General features: G+C 35.3%; 25 protein-coding genes. 17 read left to right on the top strand and 8 right to left on the bottom strand.

Translation table 11 applies throughout. The annotated features are described in order from the left end of the window. The first annotated feature begins 6 nt into the window (after positions 1–6). Positions 7–1,035, top strand: coding sequence for an aminotransferase class I/II-fold pyridoxal phosphate-dependent enzyme (locus Q0252_RS05690; RefSeq protein ID WP_297984566.1), 1,029 nt, complete (start codon positions 7–9; stop codon positions 1,033–1,035). A gap of 305 nt (positions 1,036–1,340) precedes the next feature. Here the strand turns inward: Q0252_RS05690 and Q0252_RS05685 are convergent, their stop codons facing one another. After that, on the bottom strand, positions 1,341–1,673 hold the full coding sequence (locus tag Q0252_RS05685) for a hypothetical protein (RefSeq protein ID WP_297984565.1): 333 nt from the start codon (positions 1,671–1,673) through the stop codon (positions 1,341–1,343). A 140-nt stretch (positions 1,674–1,813) separates the two neighbouring features. Between Q0252_RS05685 and Q0252_RS05680 the strand changes: the two genes are divergently transcribed. Beyond that, positions 1,814–2,371 carry a DNA-3-methyladenine glycosylase I gene (locus Q0252_RS05680; protein WP_297984564.1) on the top strand — a complete coding sequence of 186 codons (558 nt, stop codon included), beginning with the start codon at positions 1,814–1,816 and terminating at the stop codon, positions 2,369–2,371. 191 nt (positions 2,372–2,562) lie between these two features. Here Q0252_RS05680 and Q0252_RS05675 read toward each other — a convergent pair whose 3' ends face one another. Next, the gene (locus Q0252_RS05675; protein ID WP_297984563.1) at positions 2,563–3,417 is read right to left on the bottom strand and encodes a nucleoside phosphorylase; all 855 of its coding nucleotides are present in this window, start codon (positions 3,415–3,417) and stop codon (positions 2,563–2,565) included. Positions 3,418–3,509: 92 nt separating this feature from the next. Continuing rightward, on the bottom strand, positions 3,510–3,833 hold the full coding sequence (locus tag Q0252_RS05670; protein WP_297984562.1) for a translation initiation factor: 324 nt from the start codon (positions 3,831–3,833) through the stop codon (positions 3,510–3,512). A gap of 107 nt (positions 3,834–3,940) precedes the next feature. Here Q0252_RS05670 and gpmI point away from each other — a divergent pair, with 107 nt between their 5' ends. The 8 genes from gpmI to Q0252_RS05630 all read left to right on the top strand — a co-directional run bounded on the left by gpmI (position 3,941) and on the right by Q0252_RS05630 (position 12,983). Next, positions 3,941–5,470, top strand: coding sequence for a 2,3-bisphosphoglycerate-independent phosphoglycerate mutase (gene gpmI, locus Q0252_RS05665; protein WP_297984561.1), 1,530 nt, complete (start codon positions 3,941–3,943; stop codon positions 5,468–5,470). A gap of 103 nt (positions 5,471–5,573) precedes the next feature. Next, positions 5,574–8,204, top strand: a complete 2,631-nt coding sequence (locus Q0252_RS05660; RefSeq protein WP_297984560.1) for an ATP-binding protein — start codon at positions 5,574–5,576, stop codon at positions 8,202–8,204. 63 nt (positions 8,205–8,267) lie between these two features. Beyond that, positions 8,268–8,936 carry a response regulator transcription factor gene (locus tag Q0252_RS05655; protein WP_297984559.1) on the top strand — a complete coding sequence of 223 codons (669 nt, stop codon included), beginning with the start codon at positions 8,268–8,270 and terminating at the stop codon, positions 8,934–8,936. Positions 8,937–9,252: 316 nt separating this feature from the next. After that, the gene (locus tag Q0252_RS05650; protein WP_297984558.1) at positions 9,253–10,230 is read left to right on the top strand and encodes an acyl-ACP desaturase; all 978 of its coding nucleotides are present in this window, start codon (positions 9,253–9,255) and stop codon (positions 10,228–10,230) included. Between the two features lie 92 nt (positions 10,231–10,322). Beyond that, positions 10,323–10,754 carry a BT0820 family HAD-type phosphatase gene (locus Q0252_RS05645; protein ID WP_297984557.1) on the top strand — a complete coding sequence of 144 codons (432 nt, stop codon included), beginning with the start codon at positions 10,323–10,325 and terminating at the stop codon, positions 10,752–10,754. A gap of 75 nt (positions 10,755–10,829) precedes the next feature. Then, a complete protein-coding gene (locus Q0252_RS05640) occupies positions 10,830–11,345 on the top strand; it encodes a hypothetical protein (protein WP_297984556.1) in 516 nt (171 codons plus the stop codon). Between the two features lie 64 nt (positions 11,346–11,409). Continuing rightward, entirely contained in the window at positions 11,410–12,219 is an 810-nt protein-coding gene (gene map, locus Q0252_RS05635) for a type I methionyl aminopeptidase (RefSeq protein ID WP_297984555.1), read from the top strand. Then, positions 12,219–12,983 carry a class I SAM-dependent methyltransferase gene (locus tag Q0252_RS05630; protein ID WP_297984554.1) on the top strand — a complete coding sequence of 255 codons (765 nt, stop codon included), beginning with the start codon at positions 12,219–12,221 and terminating at the stop codon, positions 12,981–12,983. The genes map and Q0252_RS05630 overlap by 1 nt, the downstream gene beginning before the upstream one ends. On the opposite strand, the gene Q0252_RS05625 is transcribed toward Q0252_RS05630, so the two are convergent. After that, a complete protein-coding gene (locus Q0252_RS05625; protein ID WP_297984553.1) occupies positions 12,980–13,933 on the bottom strand; it encodes an alpha/beta hydrolase in 954 nt (317 codons plus the stop codon). The genes Q0252_RS05630 and Q0252_RS05625 overlap by 4 nt on opposite strands. Positions 13,934–14,033: 100 nt before the next feature. Between Q0252_RS05625 and era the strand changes: the two genes are divergently transcribed. From era to Q0252_RS05605, 4 genes are all read left to right on the top strand, one after another. Further along, positions 14,034–14,915, top strand: a complete 882-nt coding sequence (gene era, locus Q0252_RS05620) for a GTPase Era (RefSeq protein WP_297984552.1) — start codon at positions 14,034–14,036, stop codon at positions 14,913–14,915. 89 nt (positions 14,916–15,004) lie between these two features. After that, positions 15,005–15,427, top strand: a complete 423-nt coding sequence (locus Q0252_RS05615) for a DoxX family protein (RefSeq protein ID WP_297984551.1) — start codon at positions 15,005–15,007, stop codon at positions 15,425–15,427. 94 nt (positions 15,428–15,521) lie between these two features. After that, positions 15,522–17,924: a prolyl oligopeptidase family serine peptidase gene (locus tag Q0252_RS05610; RefSeq protein WP_297984550.1), complete on the top strand. Its 2,403-nt coding sequence runs from the start codon at positions 15,522–15,524 to the stop codon at positions 17,922–17,924. Positions 17,925–17,993: 69 nt separating this feature from the next. Next, positions 17,994–18,491: a hypothetical protein gene (locus Q0252_RS05605; RefSeq protein WP_297984549.1), complete on the top strand. Its 498-nt coding sequence runs from the start codon at positions 17,994–17,996 to the stop codon at positions 18,489–18,491. Positions 18,492–18,908: 417 nt separating this feature from the next. Here the strand turns inward: Q0252_RS05605 and Q0252_RS05600 are convergent, their stop codons facing one another. The 4 genes from Q0252_RS05600 to holA form a co-directional block, all read right to left on the bottom strand. Beyond that, a complete protein-coding gene (locus Q0252_RS05600; RefSeq protein ID WP_297984548.1) occupies positions 18,909–19,211 on the bottom strand; it encodes a hypothetical protein in 303 nt (100 codons plus the stop codon). Positions 19,212–19,282: 71 nt separating this feature from the next. Beyond that, positions 19,283–19,645: a fluoride efflux transporter CrcB gene (crcB, locus tag Q0252_RS05595; RefSeq protein WP_297984547.1), complete on the bottom strand. Its 363-nt coding sequence runs from the start codon at positions 19,643–19,645 to the stop codon at positions 19,283–19,285. 57 nt (positions 19,646–19,702) lie between these two features. Beyond that, positions 19,703–20,641 (bottom strand): thioredoxin-disulfide reductase, encoded by a 939-nt coding sequence (gene trxB, locus Q0252_RS05590; protein WP_297984546.1) that lies wholly within the window; start codon positions 20,639–20,641, stop codon positions 19,703–19,705. A 329-nt stretch (positions 20,642–20,970) separates the two neighbouring features. Next, a complete protein-coding gene (gene holA, locus Q0252_RS05585; protein WP_297984545.1) occupies positions 20,971–22,008 on the bottom strand; it encodes a DNA polymerase III subunit delta in 1,038 nt (345 codons plus the stop codon). A gap of 2 nt (positions 22,009–22,010) precedes the next feature. Here holA and Q0252_RS05580 point away from each other — a divergent pair, with 2 nt between their 5' ends. The 3 genes from Q0252_RS05580 (at position 22,011) to Q0252_RS05570 (ending at position 24,421) form a co-directional block, all read left to right on the top strand. Beyond that, positions 22,011–22,445: a type I restriction enzyme HsdR N-terminal domain-containing protein gene (locus Q0252_RS05580; protein WP_297984544.1), complete on the top strand. Its 435-nt coding sequence runs from the start codon at positions 22,011–22,013 to the stop codon at positions 22,443–22,445. 75 nt (positions 22,446–22,520) lie between these two features. Then, the gene (locus tag Q0252_RS05575) at positions 22,521–23,810 is read left to right on the top strand and encodes a Na+/H+ antiporter NhaC family protein (RefSeq protein WP_297984543.1); all 1,290 of its coding nucleotides are present in this window, start codon (positions 22,521–22,523) and stop codon (positions 23,808–23,810) included. Further along, entirely contained in the window at positions 23,810–24,421 is a 612-nt protein-coding gene (locus Q0252_RS05570; RefSeq protein WP_297984542.1) for an HAD family phosphatase, read from the top strand. Before Q0252_RS05575 ends, Q0252_RS05570 begins: the two co-directional genes overlap by 1 nt. Positions 24,422–24,451 lie beyond the last annotated feature (30 nt).

Genomic DNA, 24,451 nt, shown 5'->3' with positions numbered 1-24,451 from the left:
TACGGTATGAAATATTCCTTTAAAAATGATTATTCTGAGGGTTGTCATCCAAGAATCCTGGAAGCTTTAACTAAAACCAATTTTGAACAGCAAAACGGTTATGGATTAGATGATTACTGCTTGGAAGCTGAAAAACTTATTCAGCAAAAAATCAAAAATACCGATTCAAAAGTATATTTTGTTTCAGGAGGAACTCAGGCGAATCTCATTGTGATTTCTGCTTTGCTAAGACCACATGAAAGTGTTATTTCCGCAGAAACCGGACATATTTTTACCAATGAAAGTGGTGCGATTGAAGCTACAGGACATAAAGTTCATGGAGTGGTTACTGAAGATGGGAAACTTACTCCTAACCATATTCAGCAGGTTTTGGACAATCATACGAATGTTCCACATCAGTTGAAGCAGAAAATGGTTTATATATCAAATTCTACAGAGATAGGAACTATTTATAAAAAAGAAGAACTTGAGGAACTTTCAAAATTCTGCAAGGAAAAAAATCTATATTTTTTCATGGATGGAGCGAGACTCGGACATGCTTTAACTGCCGAAAACAATGATGTAACCCTTGAAGATATTGCAAAACTGACTGACGCTTTTTATTTAGGAGGAACAAAAAACGGAGCATTAATTGGTGAAGCTATTGTGATTAACAACAAAAATCTGCAGGAAGAATTTGGTTTTCATATCAAACAAAGAGGAGCAATGTTAGCAAAAGGAAGACTTCTTGGGATCCAGTTTTTAGAATTACTAAAAGATAATCTGTATTTTGAATTGGCTTTACATGCTAACGAACAGGCAATGAAACTCAAAAAAACTTTCGAAGAAATCGGCTGCAAATTACTTTCGGAAACCACCACCAATCAAATTTTTCCAATTCTGAATAATTCTCAAATAGAAAAGCTATCAAAAAGTTTCGATTTCTATGTTTGGAAAAAAATTGATGAAGAGAATTCTGCAATCCGAATCATCACCTCCTGGAATACACAAGGCGATATTACGCAAAAATTTATTGAAGAAATAAAATCGCTTTAAACGCAAAAAATCCGTTCAAACAGATGAACGGATTTGTAATGAAAAATTTAATTTGATAGATGTATTTGGTATATACATTTTGATCATGGCAAAAAGTGTGCAAATTTTATTTTTCTCAATAATTTTTCTATTATTTAACAAAAATTTAATAGTTCATCTATTTTTAATATAAACTAAAAAAAATTAAACACTAATAAAAAATGATATTCTAAAATAATAGCCAATTGGCGTTTATTTGAATTAAGAAATTAAATCAAAAAAAAAGAGCCAAAAAATTCAGCTCTCTTTCACTATATCAAAATTGATTAGTTGGTTTGTTTATTCCATTCAGATTTTACATCTTCACCTGCATCTTTTGCAGCATCTAATGCATTATTCGCGGCATCTTTTGTGTTGTCCCAAGCATCTTCTGACCAGTCTTTTGTTTTTTCCCAGGCATCAGAAACAGCATCTTTAGTATCTTCCCAAGCATCCGAAACGTTTGCTTTTGCTCTTTCCAGCCAACCTTCAGCAGTAGGTTCTGCATTATTTTCACGCTGTTCGCGAATATAATCTTTGGCTCTTTCTGCATATTCATTAGCTTTCCACTGTACTTTGTCAACAGCATTTTCTGCTTTGTTGTAATCCTGATTGTCCATGATTTTAAAAATTTAAATTAATATTTTGTGATTTGTTGTTGAATAAAATTATGCAATTTTTGGACTAAAAAAAGTTAACATTATGTTAAATGGGCTATGAAATGGGAATTATGTAAATTTGGAATTTAAATTCTGAAATCATGGAAAAAATACGTTGCGGATGGTGCGAGAAAGACGATTTATACAGAAAATATCATGATGAAGAGTGGGGAACTCCGGTTTATGATGACGAAACTATTTTTGAGTTTCTTATCCTCGAAAGCTTTCAGGCAGGGTTAAGCTGGTACACGATTTTAAGTAAACGTGAAAACTTCAAAAAAGCATTCGACAATTTTGATTATAGAAAAATTTCAACCTATTCTGATGATAAAGTGGAAGAGCTTATGCAAAATCGCGGAATCATCCGAAACAGAATGAAAATTGTGGCCACCATCAACAATGCAAAACGATTTATGGAAGTACAAAAAGAGTTTGGAAGCTTCTCGAAGTATATTTGGGAATTTGTTGAAGGAACACCAATCATTAACCACCACGAAAGTTTGAAGGATGTTCCTGCTACCACCGAAATCTCAGACCGGTTAGCTAAAGATTTGAAAATGAGAGGATTTAAATTTATGGGATCCACAGTTGTTTACGCACATATGCAAGCTACAGGGATGATCAATGATCACCTAACTAACTGTTGGAAGCGAAAATAATTTTTTATTATGTTTAAGTGAACGTTAGTTAGCTAAAATGAAAATTTATTTTTCTCATCATATTCTTCTATAACTCTTGGTTATGCTCAACAAAGTCCTTTAAAAACACAAATGAATAACTTTATATAACAAAAAATCAGTCAAAAGCCCGGCAAATTTGCCGGGCTTTTGTTTTTATGATGAAATGACTCTTATTTGATAATTCTATCCAAAACCCATTCGATCATATTTTTTTCAGAAGTATGATGATCAGCAGAAAATTCTCCACGCCTTCTGTTGGCGATAACGCAGTTTACTGTTAAGGCTTTATGTCCTAATAATTTTGCTAAGCCATAAATTGCAGATGTTTCCATTTCGAAATTGGTAACACCCAAATCATTTAAAGTTTCAAGAAATTGATCATCCAAAGCTTTCAAACGCAACTGTCTACCTTGTGGAGCATAAAAGCCCGGGAAAGTTGCTGTATTTCCGTGGTATTTCGCATCCTTATAATAATCTGCAATATCTTCTGCCCAATCCGAGAAATAAAGCATTGGCTTGATATTTTGATACGGGAATTTTTCAAGGAAATTTTTAGAGAATTCATTTTCAAACTGATAATCAGAGTAAAAATGCAGAAGCCCATCCAAACCAACTACGTTTTGTGTAACAAGCATATTGTCCACTTCCACATCCGGATTTACGCTTCCACAGGTTCCCAAACGGAAAAGTTGAAGCGATTGATGTTCGCTTTTAAACTCTTTCTTTTTTAAATCGATATTCACCAAAGCATCCAGTTCATTCATCACAATATCAATGTTTTCCGTACCAATTCCGGAAGACATTACGGTAATTCTTTCTCCGCGCAAAGTTCCTGTATGCGTATAAAATTCTCTTTTATTTTTCTTGATTTCTATCTTGTCGAAATATTTGGAAACCTTCGGAACTCGATCAGGGTCACCAACAAGGATAATTTTTTCAGCAATATCTTCGGGAAGAAGATTGAGGTGATAAACGCTTCCATCCTCATTAAGAACCAATTCGGAAGCTGCCAGTTTATTTAACATAGTTTTGACTTTTTTAAATTGAAAATCCCCCAAAAATTGAGGGATTTAAAGATATAAAGTTTTTACGGATTGGGAAAATTAATCACAATGATTTATCCTCCAACGCGTTTTGTTTTGTAGCCCATTTCATGCAGTATTTTCATGATTTTATCGCGTTTATCACCTTGAATAACAATGACTCCATCTTTTTCTGATCCACCAATTCCTAAAGTTGTTTTAATTTTTTTGGAAATATTCTTCAGTTCTTCGTCACTGCCTTCAAAGCCTTCGATGAGCGTTACCGGTTTACCGTTTCTGCCTTTCTTTTCGAATTTACAGATTAAAGGTTCTTTCTGCTCAAATTTTTCTTGCGGCATTTCAAAATCCTGCTCTTCATGGTCAGGAAAAAGGTTTTTCAATTGGTCTCTCAAATCCATAATCAAAAATAATCATTTAAAATTAATTACAGATAATTTCCTGCTTTCAGATACTATTATCAATAAGGAATTCAGTAAATTTGTATGTTAAAACTAAAAAACGTAAAATGGCTAAAAAAGCGATACTTGCAATACTTGATGGTTGGGGTTTGGGTACAGATCCAAATATATCCGCAATTGATCAGGCGAATACACCTTTTATTGATTCTTGTTACGAAAAATTTCCTCATACAACACTGGAAGCCAGCGGAATTGCGGTAGGACTTCCTTTCGGGCAAATGGGAAATTCTGAAGTTGGCCACATGAATTTGGGAGCAGGAAGAGTAGTGTATCAAAATCTTGTAAAACTGAATATGGCAGTTGATAATGCCACTTTAGGAAAGGAAAACGTTATTACTCAAGCTTTTGAATACGCCAAAATCAACAATAAAAAAGTTCATTTTATTGGTTTGGTTTCTGATGGAGGTGTTCACTCTCATATTAATCACCTGAAAGGTCTTCTAACTGCAGCACATGAATTTGGTTTGGATAATCATGTTTTTGTACATGCTTTTACAGATGGTAGAGACTGCGATCCGCATTCCGGAAAAGGTTTTATTGAGGATGTTTTAAACCATATGAAAGCGACTACTGGAAAGTTAGCTTCCGTTACAGGCAGATATTACGCAATGGATCGTGATAAAAGATGGGAGCGTGTAAAATTGGCTTATGATGTAATGGTAAAAGGAATTGGCGAAGAAACAAGAGACGTTGTTGCAAGCATCCAAAAATCTTATGAAAACCAAATAACAGACGAATTTCTAAAGCCAATGGTTTGCATTGGTGAAAGCAACCTTCCAATCGCAAAAATTGAGGACAACGATGTTGTTTTCTGCTTTAATTTCCGAACGGACAGAGGTAGAGAAATCACAGAAGCTCTTTCGCAACAGGATTTTCCAGATTTTGGTATGAAACATCTTAATCTTTATTATGTTACCATGACGAACTACGATAAAGATTTCAAGAATGTGAAAGTTGTTTTTGACGAAGAAGTTTTAACCGAAACCATTGGTGAAATTTTGGAAAGAAACGGTAAAACGCAAATCCGCGTTGCAGAAACAGAAAAATATCCACACGTAACGTTCTTCTTTTCAGGAGGTAGAGAAGCAGAATTTTTAGGAGAAAGAAGAATCCTTTGTCCAAGTCCGAAAGATGTTCCTACTTACGATTTCAAACCTGAAATGTCCGCTTACGATATTACAGAAAAAATTCTTCCAGAAATAGAAAACGAAACTGCTGATTTTATCTGTCTCAATTTCGCAAATACAGATATGGTTGGTCATACCGGCGTTTTTGAAGCCGCTGTAAAAGCTGCTGAAACTGTTGATAAATGTATTGAAAAAGTTGCAACAGCAGGTTATGAGCATGGTTATACGGTTTTCATTCTTGCAGACCACGGAAATTCGGATGTAATGAGAAATCCTGATGGATCACCAAATACGCAGCATTCTACCAACCTGGTTCCATTAATTGTGATGGATAAAGAACGAAACTGGAATCTTAAGCCTGGTAAACTGGGCGATGTAGCTCCATCAATTCTAAAAGTAATGGACTTACCAATCCCCGAAATTATGACAGGAGATATATTAGTGAGTTAGCCAAAGTTCATTGAAAAATTTTTATTAAATTTAGCCAACTGATAATTATTTTATTGTGTTGGCTATTTTTTTTAGTGTAAAAAACAGCATCCTTCATTTTAGGATGTGTTTTTTTCTGCTTTTTTCTATCAATTATCTTTTTGGACAGGCCAATAACGAAGTTGAAAATATTACAGAAGACGAAGGTTTAGTAAGTAATTATATTTTTGGGATTGTTCGTGATCAGGATAATTTTATGTGGGCTGCAAGTGATAAAGGTCTTGCCAAATATCACGACAAAAAATGGCATGTTTTAGATGCGGATAGTGGAATGCCCGGAAATTATGTTAACCAGATGGCTTCTGACCATAAACAGGGTTTGCTGCTTTATTTTTCAGAGAAAGGTCTTTTTTATTTTGATACACGTCTTAATAAAATCATCAGAAAATATAATTATCCCATTAAAAACTCTGTAAAACTTTGCAATTCGGATATTAACCCAAATTACTTGATCGTCATTGGAGAGAATGGTAAAATACAAACCATTAACCGATATGATATCAAGAATTTAAAAACGCTTTCTTACAGTAAAAATTCAAATGGTTCTTTAACATTTTTCTTAATGGAAAATGGCAAAAAAATAAATGTTGCAACAGATAAAATTTTTAAAAATAAGGTTTATGGTATCGGAAAAAATACCTACGAACCAATATATGGTCTTGGTATTTTAGTAAAGGAAAATGGTAAGGTTAGAGACACGATCACCGAAAATGAAGGTTTAGGAAGCAACCTGCTTTCCGGAGTGTACCAAACACCATCCAAAGATTTAATTTTTACTACTTTAGGAGGAGGGGCATCCGTCATTAGAAATTTTAACAGCAGGAAAACTTTTAAACTTGAAAATTCTTCTGTAAGAAGTTTACAATATGAAAATGGGATATATTATATTCTGGCAGATGGATATCTCAAAATTTTGGATGACCGGAAGTTCATCAAAAAAATAAAACTCAGCAACGATGCATTGTCTTTTTTAGTAAAAGGGGATATACTTTATGTTGGAACTTTCAGCAATATCAGCAAATACAGCATTAAAAATTTTGAACTGAAATTGTTGGAATCTACCGTTTTTACATTCGGAGTTTCAAAAATTTTCGAAAATCAGGGAAAGATATATTTTACAACATACGGTGGTGGAATTCAGCAATATCCACGAGGACAAATTGCCAACGATTATCCTTTTTTAACCATCGAAAATTTCTTTCGAATGAAAGATGGATTTGCCGCTATTTCTTATGAAAACGGTTTGTTCACTACCGATAAAAACCTGAATATTAAAACTTTTCACAATAAAAACAATGGGCTTAAAAGTAATTACGTAGCCAATGTATTTTCGGATGATGATACCATTTGGGTAGGATCCAAAAATCAGGTTTCAGGTTTATTAAATGGGAAAGTTGTTACCAATTATAACAGCTCCAATGGTTTTACAGGAAATATGGTAAAGAATATTTTCCGTGGCAAAAACGGTTTTATCTGGGTAGTGAGTGATAGAATGATCATGAAGAAAATTGGCAAAAAGCTAATTCCTTTAGGTTCATTAAATTTTTTGGGAGCAGAAAGAGATATTACTTTAAGCAGTATTTATGTAAAAGAACTCAATAAAATTGCTATTGTCTCGAAATCTCAGTTTTCAACTATTGATTTGGATAAAATTCATCCAAAACAAAACCCGGAAATGCCTAAAATTCTGTCGATTTCATCAGATGGAAACGAAATTACAGACTGGGAAAAAATTGTTTTGCCACACGAAAACAAGTATATCAATTTTTATTTTGATTCTGTTGATAAACAATTACTTACATCATCTGCACTATACTACAAGGTAAACAATGGAGACTGGGAAAAATTTGAGGATCCGCAAGTACTTCAGTTCCAGCATTTGGATCAGGGGAAATATAAAATCAATTTTAAAACAATCAATTCTGATGGTTACGAAAAACTTTTGGCAGAAACCATTACCGTAAAAGTTGATGATATTTTTTATAAAAAATGGTGGTTCTTCTTGCTTTCGTTGCTTCTTACTTTTGGTGTAGCAGCATTGTTTTTTTACGAAATGAGTCAGAATAAAATCAAGAAAAAATTTGAAGAAATCAGGATTCAGTCGGAACTTGAGGCAGAGCGTAAAAGGATTTCAAGAGATCTTCACGATAATATTGGGGCTTATACAACAAGTTTAATTGCGAAAGTGGACAATATTCGTCCGGATGATCAGAAGGATGTAAACCAGTTATTCGAAATCCGTGAAGATGCGGAATATATTATGAGTTTACTCCGCCAAACAATTTGGGTTTTAGGAACAAAAGAATCTCCGGTTTCTACTTATATAGACAGTTTCAGGAATTATATACACAAATATCTTATTCCATATCCACATATCAGTTATGAACTGATTGAGGAGATTGATGATCCGAATAAAATGTTCGAGTCCACTAAATTATTATCCCTGTTCAGAATTGTTCAGGAAGCCCTGCAAAATGCTGTAAAACATTCGGGAGCGGATAAAATTACGGTTAAGTTCAATTCAAAAAATAAAATTAAACTTGAAATTAGAGATAACGGGAAGGGTTTTGATGTATCTGAAAAGCATTTTGGTTACGGCTTAAAAAACATGAAGGTAAGAGCTGAAGAGTTGAATTTTGATTTGCATATCAATACCGACATCACCGGTACATCTATACAGCTGCAAGAAAAATAATTACGTTGATTTACGTAGGATAATGTTAATCTTATTGCTTTAATTTTGTATAAAAACACAGAAATGGTAAAGTTGGGAATTGTTGATGACAACACAATGAACCGGAAGACAATCCGGGAAAAACTGAAGCCTTATGCAGATTTCGCCATAACAGTTGAGGCAGATAATGGTGAAGATTTTTTTGAAGAACTGGCCAACTGTAAGCAGGAAGAATTACCGGATGTCGTATTAATGGATTTGGAGATGCCCGTTTTGGATGGTATTTCTACCATTTCGTTAGCATCAGTAAAACATCCAAAAATAAAATTTATCGTTCTCACGATTTTTGAGGACAACGATAAAATTTTTGAGGCAATAAAAGCAGGAGCAAGCGGTTATTTGCTTAAAGAAGATAAAGCCATTAATATTGTTGAAGCGATTACGAACGTAGTAGAATTCAATGGAATTCCTATGAGTCCTGCCATTGCAAGAAGAGCAATGAAATTACTCAGTGAAGCTCCAAAACCCGAAGTTACAAAAAATGGAGCAGAAGCTTTAGACGTACAGTTAAGCGATCGGGAAATGGAAATTTTACGTGAAATTGTAAAAGGAAATTCGCATCATACCATTGCTGAAAATCTTTTTATTAGCCCAAACACAGTTAGAACACACGTAAATAATATTTATAAAAAACTCCACCTCAATTCCCGTAGCCAGATTATAAATTTGGCCTACAAGAAGAACTGGGTATAAACTGATAGACCATTTTTTTCAATACTCTTTATTAGTAATACGCCTTCTGGCGTATTTTTTTTAGACAATTTAAAAAGTATAGCAAAAATACGCAGTTGTGCGTATTTTACATTTATTATAATACTTGCACCTTTGTAAAACAGATTCTAAAACACATCCAAGATAACAAGCATGAGAAGGTAATAAATGCAGAAGTAATTTTTTTCAATTTTTTTTTTTCGGCTGAGGAACTTTTGTTCTTCAGCTGTTTTCATTTTACATGTAAATTATGCTGTAAATAATATTTAACTTACCTTTATCCCGTAAAAATTGAAAGATGTACGATAAACTTGTAAGAAAGGAAGTAATGAGAAGCATGGCAGATCAGGTGGAGAATTTTATCTCTTCCTATTTAACGCCGGTAGAAAAAATTTGGCAGCCAACCGATTTTTTACCAGATCCTTCTTCAGAAAATTTTAAATACGATGTAGAAGAACTCCAGACCTATGCTCAGGAAATGGATTATGAGCTGTTTGTAACCTTAATTGGGGATTGTATTACCGAAGAAGCACTTCCAAGTTATGAATCTTGGATTATGGATATTGATGGAGTAGATCAGGAAAACCGAGATGGTTGGTCGAAGTGGGTTAGAAGCTGGACAGCAGAAGAAAACCGACATGGCGATTTACTCAACAAATATCTTTATCTGTGTGGAAGAGTAAATATGCGCGAAGTAGAGGTCACCACACAATATTTAATTCAGGATGGTTTTGATTTGGGAACTTCAATGGATCCTTACAGAAACTTTGTGTACACGAGTTTTCAGGAAACTGCAACGAATATTTCGCATAGAAGAGTGGCTTCACTTTCGAAAACAACAGGAAATAAAAAACTTTCGAAAATGTGTGGCGTAATTGCTGCTGATGAAGCACGACATGCGAAAGCTTACAAACATTTTGTAACGAAAATTTTCGAAATCGATCCATCAGAAATGATGCTTGCTTTCGAAGATATGATGCGCAAAAAAATCGTGATGCCTGCACACATGATGCGAGAATCCGGACAAAAAGCCGGTGAACTTTGGGGACATTTTTCCGATGCCGCACAAAGAGCAATGGTTTATACAGGACAGGATTATATTGATATTTTGAAAGGACTTCTGGACGACTGGAAAATCGATCAGATTAATGGTCTTAACGAAAAAGCAGAAAAAGCTCAGGAATATTTGATGAAACTTCCGGGAAGACTTCAAAAAATTACGGACAGAATTGCAACTCCGGATCTGCAATATCAGTTCAAATGGGTTAAATCCTAATTTTATTTAATATTTTTAAGGGTGGTTGGTTTTATCAATCACCCTTTTTTTTGGTATCTTTGCCGGAAACACAATTTTTTTTAAGGACAGTTATGAAAAGTAATAAAAAACTAGCCATAGATTTTGACGGAACTATTGTAGATGACGCATATCCCGGAATTGGAAAACCCAAAACTTTTGTTTTTGAAACATTAAAAAAATTGCAGAGTGAAGGTTACCGTTTGATTTTGTGGACTTACAGACATGGCAAAACTTTGGATGAAGCCGTAGAATTTTGCAGAAAAAACGGCGTTGAATTCTATGCTGTAAACTCCAGTTTTGAAGGCGAAGTTTTCGATTCTGCCGAAGCTTCAAGAAAAATTGATGCAGATTTGTTTATTGATGATAGAAATTTGGGTGGTTTCCCGGGTTGGGGAGAAATCTACAATATCATCAACGAAAAAATCGAGTTCAGAGTAGAAGGAGGAGAAGTTTTAGCGTATTCAAAATTAAAAAAAGAAAAGAAAAAAGGACTTTTTTGGTAAAAATACCCAATTGAGGGTATAAAAAGTTTTCAGGTGGAAAATATCTTTGGTAAACAAACTTAAAAATTTTATACTATGAAAACTTTAAAAACATTTTTCTACTTCTTTTTAGGATGTCTTTTGGTGGGATTAACTTCCTGCAACAACGACGATGATACCGCAGGAAACTCTGTAAACGCGGGACAAGCAATGGTAAATGCCAATATCACGGGGGCTTTATCAAAAAATTTTCGATCAGAAACTACTACTAGTACCTGCGTTAATATGCAAGGATACGTTATGATTGTGGGAAACAAAGTAGAAAGTGGAACCACTGTTTCCTCATTCCAAATTTCCCTTCCTGAAGGAATTGCTGTCGGCACATTTACACCTTCGCAGCTTGAAGATCTTGTATTTCCCGGCACTTTGGTTTATGTTGATGCCTCCAATCCATCTTTGGGATTTGTTGCCGGTGCTGAAGAAAACAATAATTTTACACTAAAAATTACAAAATCCGGAGGTGGTAAACTGGAAGGAACATTTGAGGGTCAAATGATTAATATTAAGGATCAGATTATTAATGTAAATGGTGATTTCAAAGCAGCTTATTAACAAAAAATATCAATAGATAACCATCCTGCAGAAAATTTTCTGTAAGATTTTTTATCTTTGCAGCATGATTCAATTAAAATCAGTAGACGAGCTCCGTTTAATGCGTGAAAGCGCTCAACTTGTTTCTAAAACTTTAGGAATCGTTGCGAAAGAAATAAAGCCTGGTGTTACCACCAATCACCTCGATAAAATAGCCGCTGAATTTATCCGCGACAATGGAGGAGAACCTGCTTTTTTAGGAATGTACGGTTTCCCGAAAAACTTGTGTATTTCTCCAAATTCAGAAGTTGTTCATGGGATTCCTAATGACAAACCTTTGGTAGAAGGCGATATTCTTTCCGTAGATTGCGGCGTTTACATGAATGGATTTTATGGCGACCACGCTTATTCTTTCGAGGTTGGAGAAGTAGCTCCTGAAACCAAAAAACTATTGCAGGTTACCAAAGAATCTTTGTACAAAGGTATCGAGCAGTGTGTTCGAGGAAAAAGAGTAGGAGATATTTCTTACGCCATCCAAAATTATTGTGAAAAACATGGTTACGGCGTTGTTCGCGAGCTTGTTGGACACGGTTTGGGAAGAAAAATGCACGAAGACCCACAAGTTCCCAATTATGGCAGAAAAGGCAGCGGAAAAGTCCTGAAAGACGGAATTGCTTTAGCCATCGAACCGATGATTAACCTGGGAACTCACGAAGTAATTTTCCATTCCGATGGTTGGACAGTTACTTCTAAAGACAATACGCCTTCCGCACATTTCGAACACGATGTGTGTATTATCAACGGAAAACCGGTTTTGCTTTCTACCTACAAATATATTTACGAAGCTTTGGGAATTGTAAGTGACGAAGAAAAACCTTTTACTTTGGATTTTTAATGGGATTTGTAAAAACCATTCTCAACAAAATTCCCCGTCCTTTGCTGATAAATCTGAGCATTGCAGCGCGTCCTTTAATTGATATGTATTTTAAAGGAAATCAATTCTATGACCCTATCAACGGAAAATCTTATCGGAAATTTTTGCCTTACGGTTACGGAAAACAGCGTGAAAATGCGCTTTCTCCGGGAACTTTAAGTTTGGAGCGCCACCGTCAAATGTGGTTATATCTTCAGATTGAAACCGATTTTTTCACCAAAAATTACAAAGTGCTTCATATCGCACCGGAGCAGGAATTTTTGAGACGTTTCAAAAAAATGAATAACCTCGATTATACTTCCGCCGATTTATTTTCTCCGATTGTAGATGTAAAAGCGGACATTCTGGATTTGCCTTTTGAGGATGAAAGTTTTGACATCGTTATCTGCAACCACGTTCTGGAACACATTGAAGACGACAGAAAAGCAATGCGCGAACTGTATCGTGTGATGAAAAAAGGAGGTTGGGGAATTTTGCAGGTTCCTCTGAAGAATTCTTTGGAAAAAACGTACGAAGATTTCACGATTAAAGACCCAAAAGAACGACAAAAACATTTCGGACAATACGATCACGTTCGTTGGTATGGAATGGATTATTTCGACCGCCTGAAAAGCGTTGATTTTGAAGTAGAAGCCAATTTCTACTCTCAGGAATTTTCGGATGCAGAAATTAAGCGTTTTGGGTTGAACCGAAATGAAATATTGCCGGTGGTGAGGAAAAATTAATTTTTCTTCAACCAATTATCTAAAGCTTCAAAGAAAACGGAACTACTTTCAATCCAAGGGAAATGACCGGATTTATCAACAATTACAATTTCAGAATTGGGTAAATTTTGATGCAATTTTTCAGCAAATTCCGGAGGATTGTTCGTATCATATTTTCCATTGATGATGAATGTTTTCGCTTTTATTTCATTAAATCTTTTCTGGATTTTTAAATACTTTTCACGCTCTTCAGGAGTTTCAGTATAGAAATTTCCATTCACAGGTTTTCTTCGCCCCGCTTCAGAAATTTTCAGAATAAATGGAAGCACTTTTCTATAACTTTCTTCATCGTACATCCACCATTTCATCGGAGCTTCGGATAAATCGCGACCATTTTTGCCAACAGTAGTTTTATGCTCAATCATATAATCCCAATCTTTGATAATTTGTGAAAACCAAGCAGATTCAGCCATTCTTTTTTGCTCACTTACTTTTCTTCTTGCGATACTTTCTTCAATGTCACCCACAAAACTGGTGCCTGTAAGAATGAGTCCTTCCGTATTTTTAGGATATTTTAGTGCATATTCTAAAGCAATCCCACTTTGGTCGGAATGGCCGAAAAGCCATATTTTTTCAACACCAATTTTCTTTCGCAACAATTCAATTTCCTCAACATTTTTTTCAGGGCGATAATCAAAAATATTTTTTGGAGCTTCACTGTTTCCCGTTCCTCTCGGATTATAATAGACCGCTGTAAAATGCTTTTCCAGTGGTTGAAGCGTTAATTCATACCCAATTTTACCGGAATTGGGATGTCCCACAAACATTACAGGACCTTTGCCTTTTATTGAGTAAGAAATATCCAAACTATCTATTTTTGAGACAAAATCTCCGTTCTTCAAGTTATTATTGGAAGAACAGCTCATTAAAACAATAGTTAAAAGAAATAATAATTTCCAACCGTTTTTCATGCTATTATTTTCAACTAAATTATTAAATATATCCACAAAAGTAGGTCTCCAAATTACATTTCCTTAACTTTGCAAAACTTTCAACTTTAAACTTTGAACTTTGAATAATCACAGAGCAGGATTTGTAAATATCGTAGGAAAACCCAACGCAGGAAAATCAACGCTTCTTAACCAGTTAATGGGAGAGAAGTTGGCTATTGTTACGCAGAAAGCGCAAACAACGCGTCACCGTATTTTCGGAATTTATAATGAAGACGATTTACAGATTGTTTTTTCGGACACGCCCGGAGTTTTGGACCCGAAATATGGACTTCAGGAAAAAATGATGGAATTTGTGAAGGATTCTCTTCAGGATGCCGATGTTTTTCTTTTTATTGTAGATGTTTCAGACAAAACAGAACCGAATGCTTTCTTGGTTGAAAAACTGAATAAAATTCCGGTTCCCGTTCTTATTTTGGTGAATAAAATAGACCTTTCCAACCAGGAAGCGTTGGAAAAAACAATGGAATTTTGGCATGAAAGAATTCCTAAAGCAGAAATTCTTCCGATTTCTGCGTTGAATGGTTTTAATACAGATATTATTCTACCAAAACTGAAATCTTTACTTCCGGAAAATCCGCCGTATTACGATAAAGACCAATATACAGACAAACCTGAACGTTTCTTTGTCAACGAAACCATCCGTGAAAAAATCCTTCTGAACTACGATAAAGAAATTCCTTATTCGGTAGAAGTCGTGACGGAACAGTTCAAAGAAAAAGAAGGAATAATTTTCATCGATTCTATTATTTACGTTGAAAGGGATACACAGAAAGGCATTATCATTGGTCACAAAGGTGAAGCCATCAAAAAAGTAGGAACTGAAGCTAGAGTAGACCTGGAGAAGTTTTTTGCCAAGAAAATTCACCTTAATCTTTTCGTAAAAGTGAAAAAAGACTGGCGTAAAAACGACCGCGACCTTAAGAATTTCGGTTACAGATAAGGATAAGTAGTTGTTAATTAGCTGAAAATCCCCTTTACGAGGAATAATTTTTAATTTTTTTCGTTAGATTTGAATAAAATATTGAAAAAGTGAAGATAAATTCCATCGAATACAACCAGACTTTATTGGATGTTGGTTTATTAATTTTCCGTGTATTTTTAGGTGTTGCGCTTATTACACATGGACTTCCAAAATTAACGATGCTTTTTTCGGGCGAAAAAATCGAATTCATGAGTTTCTTGGGTTTAAGCCCAGAATTTTCTTTGGGTCTTGTTGTTTTTGCAGAATTTTTCTGTGCTATTTTTCTTATTTTAGGGCTTTTTACAAGAGTTTCTTTAATTCCACCAATCATTGTGATGCTCGTTGCAGCATTTGGTGTTCACCTGAAAGATGGTTTTGGTGAAATGGAACACGCACTTTTATTTTTGGCAGGCTTTATTATCCTTCTAATCACCGGTCCCGGAAAATTTTCGGTGGACGGAATGACGTATAAAAAGAACGACGGCTGGTAAATTTAATTTCAGAATAAGTATAGAAGCAGTAACATTTTGTTGCTGCTTTTTGTTTTAAAATCAGTAAATTCGTCAAAATTCAAAAAAAATAAATATGAAAATCAGATTAACCATTTGTCTGCTTGCCTTCCTGAATTTTGGAAATGCACAGGAAAATATTATGTACCAAAAACCATCTGCGGAAATTCTTCAGCTTGCAGATTTCCAGAGAGCACCTTCTGTTTTTATGGACAGTAAAAAAGAATGGCTTATTTTTTCTTACCGAGATACTTATAAATCTTTGGACGATTTGAATCAGGATGAAATGAAACTGGCTGGGTTGAGAGTAAATCCGGTTACCAATATTTCGAGCACAACGACTTATATCAACAATCTGAAAATCAGAAAAATAAATGACAAAACTGAAGTTCAGGTTAAAGGCCTTCCTGCCAATCCAAAAATTACAAATATTAATTTTTCACCCGATGAAAAAAAGATAGCCTTCACGAACACGGTTAGCAATGGAGTAGAGCTTTGGGTTTTAGATTTGGCAACAGCTACAGCAAAGAAAATTTCGGGTGCAAATCTTAATGCGAATTTGGGAACTCCTTATACTTGGTTTAAAGATTCTGAAAATCTTTTGGTAAAAACATTGGTTCCAAACAGACCTGCACTTTTGGACAGCAAAAAAGATTTACCAACCGGACCGATTGTTTCCACATCGGACGGAAAAGTTTCCCAGAACAGAACGTATCAGGATTTATTGAAAAATCCTCAGGATGAAGCTAATTTTGAAACTTTAACGAATGCAGAACTTCAGAAAATTAATATTAATGGGTCTTCAACAAAATTCAAAGACAAAGATATTTACGCAGGACTGAGTTTTTCTCCGGACGGAAATTATCTGATGACCACTACCATCAAAAAACCATACTCCTACATCGTTCCGCTGAACAGATTTCCGATGACAGCGAATGTGTATGATAAGAATGGAAATCTTGTGAAAACGGTTAACGAAGTTCCTCTGAACGAAATTATGCCCAAAGGTTTTTCTTCTGTAAGAACCGGAAAACGTTCCATGACGTGGAGAGATGATCAACCTGCGACTTTGGTGTATGCAGAAGCATTGGATGGAGGAGACCAGTCGAAATCAGCTGATTACCGCGATGAAATTTTCACGTGGGAAGCGCCTTTCAATAATGCGCCGAAGACTTTCTTCAAAACAAAACAAAGATATGGCGATGTAACCTGGTCTAACAATGATTATGCTGTGGTTTCTGAAAACTGGTATGATACTAGAAATCAAAAATCATATTTAATTGATTTAAAAAATAACAGCTCGAAAGTTATTGAAGACCGAAATTATCAGGATGTTTACAGTGATCCCGGTCATTTTAATCTAACAAGAAATCAGTACGGAAAAAATGTAATTGATGTTGAAAACGGAAAAGCCTATCTTGTTGGAGACGGTTTCACCAAAGACGGACAGAAGCCTTTTATTGATGAACTTGATTTAAAAACACAGCAAAAGAAAAGGCTGTACACTTCCAATCTGAAAAATTCTAAAGAAGATTTAAGTGATATTATCGACATCAAAAAAGGAGATGTTTTGGTGGTTCAGCAAAGTTCGAATCAGTATCCAAATTATTTTGTAAGAAATATTAAAAGCGGAAAAGCTTCTCCTGTAACAGCATTTGCGAATCCTTTTGAAAGCATCAAAGATGTGTATAAAGAAGTCATTAAATACAAACGAAACGATGGAGTAGAACTCACCGGAACGCTTTATTTGCCGGCCAATTACGACAGAAAAAATCATAAAGAAAAACTTCCGTTGCTGATTTGGGCTTATCCAACCGAATACAAAGACAAAAATACAGCGGGACAAAATACGCAGAATCCGAACGATTTTACATTCCCAAGCTATGGTTCCTTTATTTATTGGGTAACAAAAGGTTATGCAGTTTTGGATGACGCAGCGTTTCCTATTATTGGAGAAGGAAAAACCGAACCGAATGATACCTTCATCACGCAATTGGTTGCCAACGGAAAAGCCGCAATTGATGCAGTAGATAAATTAGGTTACATCGACAGAAATAAAGTTGCTGTTGGAGGACATTCTTACGGTGCATTTATGACGGCAAATCTTTTAACGCATTCCAAAGATTATGCATGTGGAATTGCAAGAAGTGGCGCTTATAACAGAACTTTGACGCCTTTTGGTTTCCAAAGTGAACAGAGAAATTATTGGGACGTTCCGGAAATTTACAATACAATGTCACCATTTATGAATGCTGATAAAATGAAGACACCTTTATTACTGATTCATGGCGATGCGGACAACAATCCAGGAACATTTACCTTGCAGACAGAACGTTATTTCCAGGCTTTGAAAAATTTGGGAGCACCTGTAAGAATGGTACTTTTACCAAAAGAAGCGCATGGTTATGTTGCCAAAGAAAATATTTTGCACGTTTTGTGGGAAGAAGACCAATTCCTCGAAAAATGCCTTAAAAAATAGAAAAGAAAGTCTTCCAATGCGGAAGACTTTTTTGTTTTAAATCTTTATATTTGAGTAAAGCAAAATGATATGAACGAACATTATTTAGACTCTGAATTCGACAGAGCCGACGAATTAATAGGTCAGGATTTAATAGAAGAGGGAAAAGCCGTTTTGAACAGCATTCTTGAAGACGACCCAAAATACGGAAAAGCACACAACCATTTGGGATGGATTTATAAAACCAAAGAAAGCAATGCAAGAGTTGCCGAAAATCATTATAAACAGGCTTTGGAACTCACTCCGGAATATGGCGCAACGTACATGAATTACGCTTATTTGTTATCCGAAGAAAAAAGATATTATGAGTTGGAACAGCTTCTTAAAACAGCTGAAACCATCACTGATGTTAACAAATCCAATCTTGCAAGAGAGTGGGGTTATCTGTACGAAGACACGAAGCAATACCAAAAAGCGATCGAAAAATATAAGGAATATGCACTTTCGCTATACGACAATAATTTAATTGAAAAAGCGAAAGAAGGAATTTTACGCTGCAAAAATAAAATGGATATTCTGAATTTGTAATGCCAATCATTTCTCATCATCTTACCATAAAATCCTCTGATGAAAAGGTTTTTTAAGCGGTTTCAACGCTAGAAGGTATGAATTCCTGTGGACTTTAGACTGCAAAGGAAATCCAGGTTTGGAAAATGAATATGATTTAATTTTTCAAGAACCATATCATTGGAAAGCCGAAATTTCAGATTTATTCTGAAAGAAAATTTTGGGCAAACTGATTAATTTTTTATCAGAACGACTGGAAAGAGAATTCTGACCATTACAGAATCAGTTCGTATTGTTGGGGCTTTACCTGAGATTATTAAAGCGATAGCTGGAAAAAGGTGAAGTTTTAGAATATGCTTTGAGAAACGATTAACATTAGATTTATCACTTTCCTAAGAAATATCCAATTTAACATAATATAAATTATAGGACAAAATACTAATCTTTAACTTTACTCAGTTTTGCAATGGTTCCGTATTTCTTATTCCTTAAAACAATTAAATCATCTTTTATCGATAAAACCTCAAATTCCTGATTATTGATGGTTAAAGTTCCTGAAAAATATGAATACGGATAATACAGAATTGTTTCAGTTTCAAAAACGTATCCGTTATTTTTGAACATCAGTTTTGCTGTCGATAAACTTTCGGGATTATTAAAATCCTGTTTAGAAAAAACCCATGTCGAATTATTGGCAACTAAAGTTTCTTTCACTTCATTGGAACAACTAGTCAAATTCATAAAAAAGAAAATCAGAATTAAAATTCTGAAAATTCCTAATCGCTGAGAATCCGATATTTTTATTTTTCTTATCATTTTCCCAATTCAAGACCAAAATAAACAGCCAAAGCTCCAACCATTAAACTTCCAAAAATGTACAGCCCAAGAACCAAATAATTTCCGGATTGCCATAAAGAAATATTTTCAGCCGAAAAAGTTGAGAATGTTGTGAAGCCGCCACAGAATCCTGCAATCAATAAAAACTTCAGAACGCTGTTGGATTTCATAAAATAAGCAGAGAAAATGCCAATCAGAAAACATCCGATGATGTTCACCAAAAAAGTTCCCATCGGAAAACTGTTGAAATTCCAAAGTTTCTGGGTATAATTGGAAACCATAAAACGCAGCACACTTCCCAAACCGCCTCCAAAAAAAACATACAGCAATTGTTTCATTGGTTGAAATTAAAAAAAATGAGCCGAAATATTCGGCCCTCTGTATATTATGTTAAATTACTTCAGTTCTCCCAAATATCTTTCTGCATCCATTGCAGCCATACATCCGCTTCCCGCAGCGGTGATTGCCTGTCTGTAAATGTGGTCCTGAACATCACCCGCAGCAAAAACGCCCGGTAAATTTGTTTTTGAAGAACCCGGAACAGTTTTGATATAACCGTTTTCGTCCAAAGTTATTTGCTCCTTAAAAATATCTGTATTTGGTTTGTGACCAATGGCAATAAAAATTCCGTGAACATCAATTTTTGACGTTTCCTGAGTTTGGTTGTTAATGACTACAGCGCGTTCTACCAAACCATTTTCTCCTTCAATTCCAATTAATTCGTGGAAGAATTTTACTTCGATATTCGGTGTATTTTCAACGCGGTGAATCATTGCTTTTGAAGCACGGAACTCATCTTTTCTTACCAACATCGTCACTTTTGTACACAAATTTGCTAAATAAGTAGCCTCTTCAGCTGCGGTGTCTCCACCTCCAACAACAATTACTTCTTTTCCTTTGTAGAAAAATCCGTCGCAGGTTGCACAAGCAGACACTCCTCCTCCACTGTATTTTTTCTCGTCATCAAGACCAAGATATTTCGCCGTTGCTCCTGTAGAAATAATCACAGATTTGGCATTGATTTCCTTATTTCCGGCCCAAAGTTTATGAACACCACCCACTTCACCCGAAAATTCGGCTTTCGTAATCATTTCGTAATGAACTTTAGTTTCGAATCTTTCGGCCTGTTTTTGTAAGTCCATCATCATGGCAGGACCTGTAACTCCATCAGGATATCCAGGAAAATTATCAACTTCTGTAGTGGTTGTCAACTGACCTCCCGGTTCGAGTCCTGTGTATAATTCGGGTTTCAAATCTGCTCTTGCAGCGTAAATTGCAGCCGTAAATCCGGACGGTCCGGAACCAACGATAACACAGTCTAAAACATTTTCCATAGGAATTTCTTTGTTATTTTTAAATTTTTATTGATTCCCAAAAATCGTAATTTATTTTGGGTTCTGAAATTTTTTTGTGATGAATTTTGTCAATGACATTGTTGCATGTTGGATGATGAAAGCCGGATGTTTTGATTACCCACGGATTACAAAGAATTTCACGGATTCAAGAGTTGATTAAATTAACTATTTTGCCAACTTTTGTCATTCTTATCTAGTCAAAAAAAACCTTTTGCTCGTTTTGTTGTTATAAATGAACGTGAAACTTGATAAATGGCCTCTCTACAGGGCATCCGACATCCATCCTCCATCATCCAACCTAACTACAATTACACTTTCACTTTCGTCTTATCAACATTCAAAATTTTAAAAACCATTTCCTTCAGCAGTTCACCTTCATCCACGTTGACGGCTCCTAAACCTTTGTTTTTCAAATCTATTTCGCGAAGTATTGAAATAATTCTTGTGGTATGTTTCAGGTTGTAAAATCTTGATGCTTCGGCGTAATCTTTAACGTAATATGGAATTACACCCATTGCAGAAGCCATTTCCTGTTGAGAACGTCCTTGCATCGTGTGAAAAATAATCAAGTTTGAAAAAAAGGTGTATAAATTTCCCATCATCATCACAAAAGAATTTATTTTGGGCGTTTTACCAATATAATGTGCAATCCGGAACGCATTTTCGCCATCCTTTTTTCCTAAAGCTTTAATCAGTTCAAATACATTGAAATCTTTGCTGATTCCGATGTGGGTTTCTATGAGTTTTTCGTCTAAAACCTCGCCCTCTTTCAGAATAATTTTAAGCTTGTTGAGTTCATTGGAAATCCTTGAAAGGTCGGTTCCCAAATATTCGGAAAGTACGACAGGAATATTGGGTTTTGCTTTTATTCCCATTACAGAAAGTTCGTTTTCAATCCATTTCGGAACTTCCCAGTCTTTCATTTTTTCGCTTAAAAAAAGCATTTTGTTTTTGCTGAGTGTTTTTGCAAAACTTTTTCGGGAATCTACTTTTTTGTATTTATGGGCAATAACGAGAAGTGTGGATTCAACAGGATTTTCAACATACGCTTTCAAAGCGTCCAATTCTTTCTCGGTAAGTCGAATTTCTTGTGCTTCCTTCAGGATAATGACCTGCTTTTCTCCCATCATCGGAAACTGACGCGCCAAAGCCAAAACTTCTGCATACGTGGCATCTTTTCCGTAAACCACTGTTTGGTTAAAAGCCTTTTCATCCTCTTCCAGAACATCATTTTCAAAAGATTTCACTGCAACATCCATAAAATAAGGCTCTTCGCCATGGAAAAAATAAATCGGTAAAAACTCCTTATTTTTAATATTTTTGAGGACATAATTCAACTCTTTCATAAATGCAACTTCCGAAACTTAATTTTGAGAATACTTTTGATTTCCAAATCAGGACAGACAAAGATAAGTTTTTTATTTATGATTTGGTGCGCAAAAACTGGCTTTTGCTCACGCCTGAAGAATGGGTTCGGCAACACTGGATTCACTATTTCCACTTGGTTGAAAAGCGAAATCTTTCCTCTTTAATACTCGAAAAAAAGCTTGAACTTAATAAAACGACCAAAAGAATTGATTTGCTTGTTACCGAAAAAACTCAACCCAAAATTCTGGTTGAATGCAAAGCTCCGGAAGTGAAACTAACCGAGAAAACTTTCGAGCAAATTGCGCGTTACAATTCAGTGATTGGAGCTGAAAAAATTTTGTTAACGAACGGGTTAAACCATATTTCAGCGACGCTTTCCGAAGGTCAATACAGTTTCAGTCCGTTCCTGTTTTAGTATTAATCTGATATTTCCTAATTTTGCAGCATCTAAGCGGAAATTCTGCTGCATTTATTTTTAATTTAGGTTTTTATGTTGAAGGCAAATCCGGGAATTGTTTCGATTCTCCCCTTTCTGATATTTATTTTCTCCTTTCTAGGTTTCGGAGTTTACAATAACGATTTCTACGCAATGCCGTCTCCAATTGCTGCGTTGTTGGGAATTGTAGCTGCTTTTTTAATTTTTAAAGGTTCAGTTCATGATAAAGCTGATATTTTTCTGAAAGGCTGCGGCGACGGAAAAATTCTAACAATGTGTATCATTTACCTTTTGGCCGGAGCTTTTGCGACAGTTTCGAAAGCTTCGGGAAGTGTCGACAGCATTGTGAATTTGGGCTTAACTTATATTTCTCCACAATATTTTGCAGCCGGCGTTTTTGTCATTGCATCTTTTCTTTCTTTTGCGTCTGGAACTTCGGTGGGTTCTATTGTAACGCTGGGTCCGATTGTGATTGAACTGGCGGAAAAAAGCGGATCTCCACTTGGCTTGATTGGTGCTGCTTTACTTTGTGGCGCGATGTTTGGCGACAACCTTTCAATTATTTCAGATACTACGATTGCGGCGACACAAAGTTTAGGTTGTGAAATGAAAGATAAATTCAGAGCAAATTTTAAACTTGCGCTTCCTGCAGCAATTTTAGCGTTAGTTATCTTTCTGGTTTTAGGTTTGAATTCCCAAGTTGGGAAAACCGATTTCAATGTTGGAGATTTCAACCTTTGGCTTATTCTTCCCTACCTCGTTGTGATTGTACTGTCACTTCGCGGCGTAAATGTTTTTGTAACCCTTTTCGCAGGATTGTTGGCTGCCGGAATTTTCGGATTGTTTAATGGAAGCTTTGATGTGATGCAACTTGCTAAAACAACATACGAAGGTTTCACATCTATGACCGAAATTTTTCTGCTTTCATTATTAACGGGAGGTTTGGCAGCAATGGTGGAAAAAGCAGGCGGAATTCAGTTTTTGCTGAATAAAATTAATTCTTTTATCAACGGACAGAAAAGTGCTTTGCTCGGAATTGGAGGTTTGGTAAGTGTAGCCAATCTTTGCGTCGCAAATAACACAATTGCCATTCTCATCAGCGGAAAAGTAGCCAAAGAAATAAATGATAAATATGACGTTGAACCGAAAAATTCCGCTTCAGTTCTCGATATTTTCGCATGTTATATTCAGGGTTTGATTCCTTATGGAGCACAAATTTTAATCCTGATTTCTTTAAGTAAATTTAAAATTGATTATTTGGAATTACTTCAAAATGCTTACTATCTTCACATCCTGATTGTGGTGACAATTGGGTTTATTCTATTCAAAAAAATTAAAAAATAATGGCAATAAAAAATATCATTTTCGATTTTGGTGGTGTGGTGATGGACTGGAATCCGCGTTATTTCTTTAAAGATTATTTTAACGATGACGAAAAGATGGAATATTTCCTGAAACACATCGCCGAAGATGAGTGGAATGCAGAACAGGACCGCGGAAGAACTTTGGCTGAAGGAACCGAAATTCAGGTGGCAAAACATCCGGATTGGGAAAAGGAACTTCATGCGTATTACGATAACTGGACAACAATGCTTCGCTCTGATATTCCTGCAAATGTAGCTGTTTTAAGAAAACTTGAAAATACAGATTATGAACTTTTCGGATTGACAAACTGGTCACACGAAACATTTCCGTATGCTTTGGAAAATTATGATTTCTTCAAAGCTTTCAAAGGGAAAATTGTAGTGTCGGGAGAAGAAAAACTCATCAAACCCGATCCAAAAATTTGGGAAGTCTTATTAGAACGTTACAATATTAAAGCTGAAGAATCTGTCTTTATTGACGACAACGCTAAAAATATTGAAGTGGCGAAATCTTTGGGATTTATCACCGTTCATATTACTCCAACAACTGATTTAGAAAAAGAGCTGAAAGATCTAGGACTTAACTTTTAAAAACAAAAAAGCCCGATTAATTTCGGGCTT

Source organism: uncultured Chryseobacterium sp. (genome assembly GCF_936933875.1).
Classification (GTDB): Bacteria; Bacteroidota; Bacteroidia; order Flavobacteriales; family Weeksellaceae; genus CAKZIK01.
Note: the sequence above shows the minus strand (reverse complement) of the source record. Positions and strands in the feature narration are given on the sequence as shown.

Coding starts and splice junctions, on each gene's coding strand:
- Q0252_RS05570 (WP_297984542.1), top strand. CDS start 23,810: ATGGCAATAAAAAATATCATTTTCGATTTTGGTGGTGTGGTGATGGAC.
- Q0252_RS05625 (WP_297984553.1), bottom strand. CDS start 13,933: ATGAAAAACGGTTGGAAATTATTATTTCTTTTAACTATTGTTTTAATG.
- Q0252_RS05630 (WP_297984554.1), top strand. CDS start 12,219: ATGGGATTTGTAAAAACCATTCTCAACAAAATTCCCCGTCCTTTGCTG.
- Q0252_RS05690 (WP_297984566.1), top strand. CDS start 7: ATGAAATATTCCTTTAAAAATGATTATTCTGAGGGTTGTCATCCAAGA.
- gpmI (WP_297984561.1), top strand. CDS start 3,941: ATGGCTAAAAAAGCGATACTTGCAATACTTGATGGTTGGGGTTTGGGT.
- Q0252_RS05640 (WP_297984556.1), top strand. CDS start 10,830: ATGAAAACTTTAAAAACATTTTTCTACTTCTTTTTAGGATGTCTTTTG.
- Q0252_RS05670 (WP_297984562.1), bottom strand. CDS start 3,833: ATGGATTTGAGAGACCAATTGAAAAACCTTTTTCCTGACCATGAAGAG.
- Q0252_RS05605 (WP_297984549.1), top strand. CDS start 17,994: ATGAACGAACATTATTTAGACTCTGAATTCGACAGAGCCGACGAATTA.
- Q0252_RS05650 (WP_297984558.1), top strand. CDS start 9,253: ATGTACGATAAACTTGTAAGAAAGGAAGTAATGAGAAGCATGGCAGAT.
- Q0252_RS05655 (WP_297984559.1), top strand. CDS start 8,268: ATGGTAAAGTTGGGAATTGTTGATGACAACACAATGAACCGGAAGACA.
- map (WP_297984555.1), top strand. CDS start 11,410: ATGATTCAATTAAAATCAGTAGACGAGCTCCGTTTAATGCGTGAAAGC.
- Q0252_RS05680 (WP_297984564.1), top strand. CDS start 1,814: ATGGAAAAAATACGTTGCGGATGGTGCGAGAAAGACGATTTATACAGA.
- crcB (WP_297984547.1), bottom strand. CDS start 19,645: ATGAAACAATTGCTGTATGTTTTTTTTGGAGGCGGTTTGGGAAGTGTG.
- holA (WP_297984545.1), bottom strand. CDS start 22,008: ATGAAAGAGTTGAATTATGTCCTCAAAAATATTAAAAATAAGGAGTTT.
- Q0252_RS05675 (WP_297984563.1), bottom strand. CDS start 3,417: ATGTTAAATAAACTGGCAGCTTCCGAATTGGTTCTTAATGAGGATGGA.
- Q0252_RS05645 (WP_297984557.1), top strand. CDS start 10,323: ATGAAAAGTAATAAAAAACTAGCCATAGATTTTGACGGAACTATTGTA.
- Q0252_RS05600 (WP_297984548.1), bottom strand. CDS start 19,211: ATGAATTTGACTAGTTGTTCCAATGAAGTGAAAGAAACTTTAGTTGCC.
- trxB (WP_297984546.1), bottom strand. CDS start 20,641: ATGGAAAATGTTTTAGACTGTGTTATCGTTGGTTCCGGACCGTCCGGA.
- Q0252_RS05575 (WP_297984543.1), top strand. CDS start 22,521: ATGTTGAAGGCAAATCCGGGAATTGTTTCGATTCTCCCCTTTCTGATA.
- Q0252_RS05685 (WP_297984565.1), bottom strand. CDS start 1,673: ATGGACAATCAGGATTACAACAAAGCAGAAAATGCTGTTGACAAAGTA.
- Q0252_RS05580 (WP_297984544.1), top strand. CDS start 22,011: ATGCAACTTCCGAAACTTAATTTTGAGAATACTTTTGATTTCCAAATC.
- Q0252_RS05660 (WP_297984560.1), top strand. CDS start 5,574: ATGTGTTTTTTTCTGCTTTTTTCTATCAATTATCTTTTTGGACAGGCC.
- Q0252_RS05610 (WP_297984550.1), top strand. CDS start 15,522: ATGAAAATCAGATTAACCATTTGTCTGCTTGCCTTCCTGAATTTTGGA.